This window comes from Streptomyces sp. DH10, assembly GCF_029813805.1.
GTDB lineage: Bacteria > Actinomycetota > Actinomycetes > Streptomycetales > Streptomycetaceae > Streptomyces > Streptomyces coeruleofuscus.
Genome location: NZ_JARVKU010000008.1, coordinates 325497 through 334467, shown reverse-complemented (window position 1 = coordinate 334467; position 8971 = coordinate 325497). Strand labels below are relative to the sequence as shown.

Annotated in this window: 6 protein-coding genes; all 6 read right to left on the bottom strand. The window is 71.2% G+C overall.

The features are described 5' to 3' along the window. Window positions 1-35: 35 nt before the first annotated feature. The gene (locus tag QC385_RS19695) at window positions 36-860 is read right to left on the bottom strand and encodes a twin-arginine translocation signal domain-containing protein (protein WP_279542612.1); all 825 of its coding nucleotides are present in this window, start codon (window positions 858-860) and stop codon (window positions 36-38) included. Between the two features lie 40 nt (window positions 861-900). Beyond that, window positions 901-3135, bottom strand: a complete 2235-nt coding sequence (locus tag QC385_RS19690) for a glycoside hydrolase domain-containing protein (RefSeq protein ID WP_279542611.1) — start codon at window positions 3133-3135, stop codon at window positions 901-903. A 152-nt stretch (window positions 3136-3287) separates the two neighbouring features. Continuing rightward, window positions 3288-4724 (bottom strand): dihydrolipoamide acetyltransferase family protein, encoded by a 1437-nt coding sequence (locus QC385_RS19685; RefSeq protein ID WP_279542610.1) that lies wholly within the window; start codon window positions 4722-4724, stop codon window positions 3288-3290. Between the two features lie 10 nt (window positions 4725-4734). Then, window positions 4735-5712, bottom strand: a complete 978-nt coding sequence (locus QC385_RS19680; protein WP_279542609.1) for an alpha-ketoacid dehydrogenase subunit beta — start codon at window positions 5710-5712, stop codon at window positions 4735-4737. A 1-nt stretch (window position 5713) separates the two neighbouring features. Continuing rightward, complete coding sequence (gene pdhA / locus QC385_RS19675) at window positions 5714-6907, bottom strand: pyruvate dehydrogenase (acetyl-transferring) E1 component subunit alpha (protein ID WP_086855022.1); 1194 nt, start codon at window positions 6905-6907, stop codon at window positions 5714-5716. Window positions 6908-7296: 389 nt separating this feature from the next. Beyond that, the gene (locus QC385_RS19670; protein ID WP_279542608.1) at window positions 7297-8889 is read right to left on the bottom strand and encodes a protein kinase domain-containing protein; all 1593 of its coding nucleotides are present in this window, start codon (window positions 8887-8889) and stop codon (window positions 7297-7299) included. Window positions 8890-8971 lie beyond the last annotated feature (82 nt).

The following is an 8971-nucleotide window of genomic DNA, read 5'->3' as shown; positions in this document are numbered from 1 at the left end:
TCACCGCCGTCGGCGGTGAGCCCCCCTTTCGTTCGTCACACGGCCGTGCGCTGCCGGCGCTCCAGCGCCCGGGCCGCCTTGCGCCGGCTGCCCGCCAGTACGTTCACGGGAGCGCCCGCACCGGCTCCCGGCTCCAGCTGCCAGCCGCGAATCCGCGCCGCGACCTGGGCCAGCCGCTTGTCGCCGGGCCCGACGTCGACGGAGAACAGCGACTCGTCGGGCGTGGGGTCGTCGCCGCCCCAGCGGACGACGCCGTCGAGCTCGGCGAGGATGTCGCGGATCACGACCTCCTGGTGCGGGAAGAAGCCGCCCCGGGCGCCGCGCGGGTAGAAGCCCGGCCGGATCCGCACCGCCGTGCCGGACGCCAGGTTGGACTCCGGGCGGCCCTTGCCGACGCCGGACGGGTCGTGCCAGCCGACGACGTCGCCCCGGCGCAGCCGGTCGACCTCGTAGTGGAACCGGCGCACCAGGTGGACGAGGACGGTCTCCACGTCGCCCATGCGGACCGCGATGCCCGTGAGCGGAGTGCCGGGCACGGGACGGGTGTAGACGGTGCCGCCGTCGTCCGCGACGTTCTCCATCGCCCAGCCGTTGTGGGAGCGCGAACCGGCCAGCACGCGCCGGGTCCGGTCCTGCGCGCTGCGCAGGGCATCCCGCACGCGGCCTGGGATGAGGTTGTGCGCGTCGGCGTACGCCTGGGACAGGAAGTGCGAGACGGGCAGGGCGGCGACGCCCACGGCACCGCCGACGGCGGCGACACGGCCGAGCAGGGCGCGGCGGGACAGACCCCGGCGGTGCGCGGCACCCGGTCCGGACCGTCTGCGGGTGAGACGGGGTATGTGGGGGAGGTTGAGGTTCAACGGGCTCTCATTCCGGCGATTCACGCGGTGCGGTGACGCTTCACGCGTTGCGGGCGATGCTGTTGTACTTCTCGAAGATCTGGTAGACGGCCAGGCTCTGGTGCGTCTGCGCCTCCACGTCGGGGTCCCAGGCCCGGTAGCGGCGCAGCAGCTCGGTGATCTCGAACTCGGCGAGGTCCAGGCGCATGGACCGCGGGGTGGTGACGCGGTCGCCGGGTGGCAGTTGGCCGCCGGGCCTGCCGCGTGTGCCCCACAGGTGGACGAGGGCCGCGGTGCGCGCGCTGAAGGCGTTGTCCTTGCTCAGCCGCTGCCACACGGACCAGAGATCGGCGTCCTTGGCCGGGTCGCGGCGGTCGCCGGTGGTGAAGCCCCAGCCGATGCAGTGGTTCCAGGCCTGGATGGCGTCGGAGGCGCTGATCTGCCCGATGCCGGTGTGCGAGTCCCTGACTCGGCCGGAGCCGGTTTGGTGGTGGTCGGCGACCTGCTGGTCGGTGGCCTGATCGGCGAGGCTGTAGTCGCGCATGGCCCAGTACACGGCCGTCTGGATCAGCGCCTTGCGCATCGTGTACGTGTTCGACAGCTCGGTGATCAGCCCGTCCTGGTCCTGGATCGCCTCCACCGCCTGGGCGTTGGTGTAGAGCCCGGCGTCCTCGCCGACGCCGCCCAGGTCCGGGTGTCCGATCGACCGCATGTAGCGCGCGAGGTCGGCCCGCAGCCCGGGCACCTGACTTTCATCGAGGGCGACGTCCGGCACGGCGGGCCGCGGCCGGTCGAACGAGCCCTGCCCGGTGTCACGGCCCGAGGCGATGTCGACGTCGACCTCCAGCTGCCCGTCGCCCGAGCCGAGCGTGCGGATGACGAACTGGTCGTAGGCCCAGTCCTCCGGCAGCGGGCGCCCTGCGTTGCCGTCGAAGCCCGGGGACATGTCGGCCACGAAGCTCGCCGTCGACCAGCCGGCCGCGCCGACCTGCGCGCAGACGTTGCGGGAGCCGTAGACCCCGATCTCGTACGGGTGGCCGGAGTCCGCCGTCGCCTCCTTGATGCCCTTGAAGTGGGGCAGGACGTTCGCGGTGATCTCGGCGTCGATCGCGTCGAAGTCGACGGCGAAGAAGATCCGGGTCCCTCTCTTGAAGCCGTGGTCGAGGGCGGCGTTGACCGCCGCGTACCCGGCCGTGCGCCCGGCGACGTAGTCGAAGTCCGAGGCGTCGTTGTTGACGGTCTGGTAGATCGGGAAGCAGCGCAGGCCGTGCTGGGCGAAGACCTGCAACTCGCCCGGCTGGATGGCCTTCTCCGGCAGGGACGTGGCGCTCGGGTTGGTGAGATAGCGGCCGACGTACGTGATCCCGGCGGCCTTGAGGGCCGCCGCGCGGGCCGGAGTGACCTTGGAGACGGTGTCGCAGGCCTTGCCCTGGCGCGACTGGTCGCCGTAGGACGCCAGGAGCGAGGCGAAGGTGGGGAAGTCGCCCTCGCCCGTGGCCGGGAGGGCGACGAAGGTCTGGAAGGACCGTACGGCCGCGGCGAGGTAGGAGTCGAAGGTGTCGGTGAGGGCGACGGGCCGCCGGTTCGCGATCATCCCGGCGGAGAACAGCTGAACGTAGACGCCCTTGTCGCCCTGCCGCACGGGGTGCGCCTTCAGGGCCGACTGGGTGCCGGGACCGAAGTTGCCGTTGGCGGTGCCGTCGGCCATGCCCAGCTCGTACTGCGTGCCGAGGACCAGTGCCCGGGCCAGGTCCCGGGACACGCGCCCGTCGCAGGCGACGGCGAAGAAGTCCTGCCGGTTCAGGTAGCGCCCGTTGAGCCACTGCTGCACGTCGCGGACCTGCCGGGTGCCGGAGGGGCTGAGGACGTACGAGTCCATCGTCAGCAGCGCTTTGAACACCTTGGGCGTCAGATCGGCGCCGGGGAAGGCCTGTTCGAGGCCCATGTCGGTCTTGAGCTTCGTGACGGCCGCCTGGACCCGCTCGCCATACGTGCCGTCCAGGTCGCCGCCGTCGTAGCCCTTGCAGTACAGGCCGGACTGGATGATGCGGCAGAAGTCGGGGGAGGGGACGGTGTCCGCGTTCAGCTTGGGGAACTTGGCGGTCAGCGTCGACAGCGTGGTGGGGCCGAAGTTGTCGGACAGTGCCGTGATGCCCAGCTCGTACTGGAGGGCGCGGGTCAGGGCGTACAGCGTCGCCCAGTCGGTCTCGCCGGTTTCCTCCACGGTCGTACCGGTGCGGCCGGCGTAGACGGAGTTCACGAATCTCTGGGCCCTGAGCACCATGGGGTCGCGCATGAAGAGTGATCGTATGTCCGGCTAAACCGCTTACTGTGGGGTACTTGGGCAGGTCCGAGGAGCTTCTTGTGCTCTTCGGCGTACCCCTGGTTCACCCAGCGGGCAGACGGCGGCGGCCCCCCGCCCGAGGGCAGGGGGCCGCCGCTGTCGGTTCACGCCCAGGAGATCAGACGCTTCGGCTGCTCCAGGATCGCGGCCACGTCCGCCAGGACCTTCGAGCCCAGCTCGCCGTCGACCAGGCGGTGGTCGAACGACAGGGCCAGGGTGGTGACCTGGCGGGGCTTCACCTTGCCCTTGTGGACCCACGGCTGGAGCTTGATCGCACCGACCGCGAGGATCGCGGACTCGCCGGGGTTGAGGATCGGCGTGCCCGTGTCGACGCCGAAGACACCGACGTTGGTGATCGTCACCGTGCCGCCCTGCATGGCCGCCGGGGACGTCTTGCCCTCCCTGGCGGTCGACACCAGCTCGCCCAGCGACTCGGCCAGTTGCGGCAGCGTCTTGGCGTGGGCGTCCTTGATGTTCGGCACGATCAGGCCACGCGGGGTCGCGGCCGCGATGCCCAGGTTCACGTAGTGCTTGACCACGATCTCCTGGGCTGCCTCGTCCCAGGACGCGTTGACGTCCGGGTTCCGCTTGATCGCGACGAGCAGCGCCTTGGCGATCAGCAGGAGGGGGTTCACGCGCAGGCCGGCGAACTCCTTGTCCTGCTTCAGCTCCTCGACCAGCTTCATCGTGCGCGTCACGTCGACGGTCACGAACTCCGTGACATGCGGCGCGGTGAACGCCGAGCCGACCATCGCCGCGGCCGTCGCCTTGCGGACGCCCTTGACCGGGATACGCGTCTCGCGGGCGGTGTCGTACGACACCGCCGGCTGCGCGGGTGCCGGTGCGGCGGCCACGGGGGCCTCCTGCCGCGGTGCCTGCGACCGAGCCACCGCCGCGTGCACGTCCTCGCGGGTGATGATGCCGTCCGGGCCGGTCGGGACGACCGTCGTCAGATCGACGCCCAGGTCCTTGGCCAGCTTGCGGACCGGGGGCTTGGCGAGAGGACGGTCCAGGCCGGCGGGGGCGGCCGGGGGCGGGGCCCCGTGGCCGTTCAGCTCCGTCTGGATCGCCGTCGAGGCCTGCTGGACCGGGACCTCGGGGCCCTTGCGAGGGCGGCGGCGGGTGGAGGACGTCGCCACCCCGTAGCCGACGAGGACCGGCTGCCGGCCGGAGCCCTCCGACTTCGGCTCGTCCGCCGGCCGGGGCGCCGGGGGCTGCTCGGCGGCGGGCGCGGGCTGCTCGGCGGCGGGCGCGGGCTGCTCGGCGGCGGGGGCGGACCCTCCGCTCACGTCCACCGCGATGATCGCCGTGCCCACGTCGACCGTGGTGCCCTCGGGGAAGTGCAGCGCCCGGACCACCCCGTCGTACGGAATGGGCAGTTCGACGGCCGCCTTCGCCGTCTCGACCTCGCACACCACCTGGCCGTCCGTGACCGTGTCACCGGGCTGGACGTACCACTTGAGGATCTCCGCCTCCGTGAGCCCCTCGCCCACGTCGGGCATCTTGAACTCGCGTACGGACGCTTCCGTCATCGTCGTCACGACCCTCTCCTCAGTACGCCAGCGAGCGGTCGACGGCATCCAGCACCCGGTCCAGGTTCGGCAGGTACTCCTCCTCCAGACGGGCCGGCGGGTACGGCGCGTGGTAGCCGCCGACCCGGAGCACCGGGGCCTCCAGGTGGTAGAAGCAGCGCTCCGTGATCCGCGCGGCGATCTCCGCGCCCGAGCCGAAGAACACCGGTGCCTCGTGGACGACGACCAGGCGGCGCGTCTTCTCCACCGACGCCTGGATCGAGTCGAAGTCGATCGGGGAGACCGAGCGCAGGTCGAGGACCTCCAGGTTCCTGCCCTCCTCGGCGGCCGCGTCGGCGACCTCCTGGCAGAGCTTCACCATCGGGCCGTAGGCGGCGAGGGTGAGGTCGGTGCCCTCGCGGACCACCTGGGCCTTGTGCAGCGGGCCCGGGATCGCCTCCGTGTTGACCTCGCCCTTGTCCCAGTAGCGGCGCTTGGGCTCGAAGAAGATCACCGGGTCGTCGCTCTGGATGGCCTGCTGCATCATCCAGTACGCGTCCGACGCGTTCGAGGGGCTGACCACCTTCAGACCCGCCACGTGCGCGAACAGCGACTCGGGGGACTCCGAGTGGTGCTCCACCGCGCCGATGCCGCCGCCGTAGGGGATGCGCACGACGACCGGGAGCTTGACCTTGCCCAGCGAGCGGGCGTGCATCTTGGCGAGCTGCGTGACGATCTGGTCGTAGGCCGGGAAGACGAAACCGTCGAACTGGATCTCCACGACCGGGCGGTAGCCTCGCAGGGCCAGACCGATCGCCGTGCCGACGATGCCCGACTCGGCGAGCGGGGTGTCGATGACGCGGCTCTCGCCGAAGTCCTTCTGGAGGCCGTCCGTCACGCGGAAGACGCCGCCGAGCTTGCCGACGTCCTCGCCCATGATCAGGACCTTGGGGTCGGAGTCCAGGGCGCGGCGCAGCGACTCGTTGATCGCCTTGGCCAGAGCCATCTTGTCGGCCATCTCAGTTACCCCCCTCGTCGGCGAACGACGCCTGGTACGCGGCGAACTGGGCTCGCTCCTCGTCGACGAGGGCGTGTCCGTCCGCGTAGACGTTCTCGAAGATGGCGAAGTGGTCCGGGTCCGGCATGGCACGGACCGCCTCGCGCACTCGTTTGCCCAACGCCTCGGACTCGGCCTCCAGTTCCGCGAAGAATCCCTCGTCCGCGTGGTTTGAGGCCTCCAGATAGCGGCGAAGGCGCAGGATCGGGTCCTTGGCCTCCCAGGCCTGGCGCTCCTCGTCGCCCCGGTACCGGGTCGGGTCGTCGGAGGTGGTGTGGGCGCCCATGCGGTAGGTGAACGCCTCGACGAGGGTCGGGCCCTCGCCGGCGCGGGCCCGCTCCAGGGCCCACCGGGTGACCGCGAGGCAGCCGAGCACGTCGTTGCCGTCCACACGGACGCCCGGGAAGCCGAAGCCCTGCGCGCGCTGGTAGATCGGCACGCGGGACTGCTTCTCGGTCGGCTCGGAGATGGCCCACTGGTTGTTCTGGCAGAAGAACACGACGGGGGCGTTGTAGACCGCGGAGAAGGTGAACGATTCGGCCACGTCGCCCTGGCTGGAGGCGCCGTCGCCGAAGTAGGCGATCACCGCGCTGTCCGCGCCGTCCTTGGCGATGCCCATGGCGTAGCCGGTGGCGTGCAGCGTCTGGGAGCCGATGACGATCGTGTAGAGCTGGAAGTTGTTGCCGTTGGGGTCCCAGCCGCCGTTGTTCACGCCGCGGAACATCCCGAGCAGGTTGGTCGGGTCCACGCCGCGGCACCAGGCGACGCCGTGCTCCCGGTAGGTGGGGAAGACGTAGTCGTCGTCGCGCAGGGCCCGGCCGGAGCCGATCTGGGCGGCCTCCTGGCCGAGCAGCGAGGCCCACAGGCCCAGCTCGCCCTGGCGCTGGAGGGAGGTCGCCTCGGCGTCGAAGCGGCGGGTGAGCACCATGTCGCGGTACAGGCCGCGGAGCTCTTCCGGGGTGACACCGGCGACGTACTTGTCGTACTCGGCGTTCTTGACGCGCTTGCCCTCGGGCGTCAGCAGCTGCACGAGCTGGGGCTCGGTGCCGGCGTCCTTCTTGGCGGTCGTGCGGGTGGTGCGCTTGGTGCCGGTGGCGCCGGCCTTGCTTCCGGCGCTGCGTCGCGGTGTGCGCGCGGCAGTGCTCTCCACGGTCACGTGTGCTCCTCCGTCGGTCCGGCCCCCGGGGTTGCCGGTAGGCCAGTGCGGCTCACCTGTTCCGACCACCGGGCACGGGGTGGGTGCCACTCGACCGGGAACAGGCGGGACAGGTGCCCCGGCGAGCGCCCTGCAGAAGGCACGTTACCCAGTGCATCACATTTCTGTGAAACCCCCTCTGACCTGGGATTTTGCTTGGATATCCAAGTAAATCGGAAAGGCGTGGAAGGGGCCCTGGTCACAGCCTTGCAGGAGGCCGGAGCAACCGCACGTTAACCCGGTGACCCAGGTCACGGGAAGAGTTCTTTTGTCGGCGTGCCCAAACGGCACGCGCGCGTGGGCCCCGTCTCCGGGCCCCACGCGCGCGTGGATCATGCCTTTTCCGGCTGTCAGCCGCCGCCTTCGCCGCCCGCGCCTCCGACGACACCGGTCGCGCCGCCCGCGTCGGCGCCGCCCGTGTCGTCCGGCGGCGTCGCCGGGTCCGAGGGCTCCGGGTCCGTGGGCTCGTCGGTCGGCTCCTGCGAGGTCGGCTGGTCCGACGGCTGGCCGGTGGGCGACTGCGGAGCGCTCTGCGACGGCGTGTAGGACGGGGTGTACGACGGCGTCCACTCGCCACCGCCGGAGCTCGTACCGCTCCCGTCGTCCGTGGACGTGTCGGTCGGCTCGTCGGTCGGTTCGTCGCTCGGCGTCTCGCTGGGCGTCTTCTTCTCGGTCGTCTGCGAGGTGGTCGGCGACTGCTTGGTGCCGGGCTCCTTCGTATCGCCGCCGGAGTTCTGCAGCGCCAGGGCGACACCCGCCGCGACGGCGATCACCGCGAGCACGGCGAGGATCCACAGCTTGCCGCGGCCGCCGCCCTTGTTGCCGTGGCCCTCGAAGCCGCCGTCGTCCCCGCCGCCGTAGCCGGCGGGCAGGATCGGCGACGGGATCTGCGCGGTGCCGGAGGGGTCCCCGGGGTGGCCCATCACGGCCGTACTGGCGAAGCCGCCCGACGGGGTGTGCCGGCCCTCGTGCATGTTGACCGGGCCGGTGTTCCAGGTGCCGGTGTGGCCGCCCTGGTCGTAGAGCATCTGGAGCGCGTACTGGACCAGCCCGCGCATCTCCTCGGCCGTCTGGAAACGGTCGTCCGGCTCCTTGGCGAGGGAGCGCATGACCAGGCCGTCGAGCTCGGGCGGACAGGCGTCGGAGGCCTCGGAGGGAGGCGTCGGGATGTCCTGGACGTGCTGGTAGACCACCGACAGCGGGGTCTCGCCGGTGAACGGCGGGCGCAGCGAGAGGAGTTCGTAGAGCAGGCAGCCCGTGGCATACAGGTCGGAGCGGTGGTCGACGGCCTTGCCGAGCGCCTGCTCGGGGGACAGGTACTGGGGGGTGCCCATGACCATGCCGGTCTGCGTCATCGTGGACTGCGCGCCGTGCAGGGCGCGGGCGATGCCGAAGTCCATCACCTTCACGGCGCCGCTGTGCGTGATGATGACGTTGGCCGGCTTGATGTCGCGGTGCACGATGCCGTGCTGGTGCGAATAGGCGAGCGCCTCCAGGACGCCCGAGACGATGATCAGGGCCTGCTCGGGGCCCGGCGCCTCGGCGTTCAGCAGCAGGTCGCGGATCGTGCGGCCCTCGACCAGCTCCATGACGATGTAGGGCACGGACTGGCCGCCCACGACGTCCTCGCCGGAGTCGTACACGGCGACGATCGCGTGGTGGTTGAGGCCGGCCACCGACTGGGCCTCGCGCGTGAAGCGCGCCTTGGACACCGGGTCCTCGGCGAGGTCGGAACGGAGCAGCTTGACGGCCACGGTGCGCCCGAGGCGGACGTCCTCGGCTGCGAACACCTCGGCCATGCCGCCCCGGCCGAGTCTGCCGGTCAGCCGGTACCGGCCGTCGCCGACGAGCCCGCCGTTACCCCAGGACTCCGGCGCGTCCGACATGCCGCCGCCAGTCGCCTCGGGTTCGGACGGGCCCTGAGCGCGCTGCTGCTGTGCCATCAGTCCTCGCCGTCGTTTCTGCCCGCGGTGCGCGCGGTGTTGTTACGGTCTCCGTCGGCCACGCTACAGCCTCGGCGCAAGC

What these genes read in the sequence shown, in the direction of transcription:
- QC385_RS19690 (WP_279542611.1), bottom strand. Translation starts at nt 3,135, where the DNA reads ATGCGCGACCCCATGGTGCTCAGGGCCCAGAGATTCGTGAACTCCGTC.
- QC385_RS19670 (WP_279542608.1), bottom strand. Translation starts at nt 8,889, where the DNA reads ATGGCACAGCAGCAGCGCGCTCAGGGCCCGTCCGAACCCGAGGCGACT.
- QC385_RS19680 (WP_279542609.1), bottom strand. Translation starts at nt 5,712, where the DNA reads ATGGCCGACAAGATGGCTCTGGCCAAGGCGATCAACGAGTCGCTGCGC.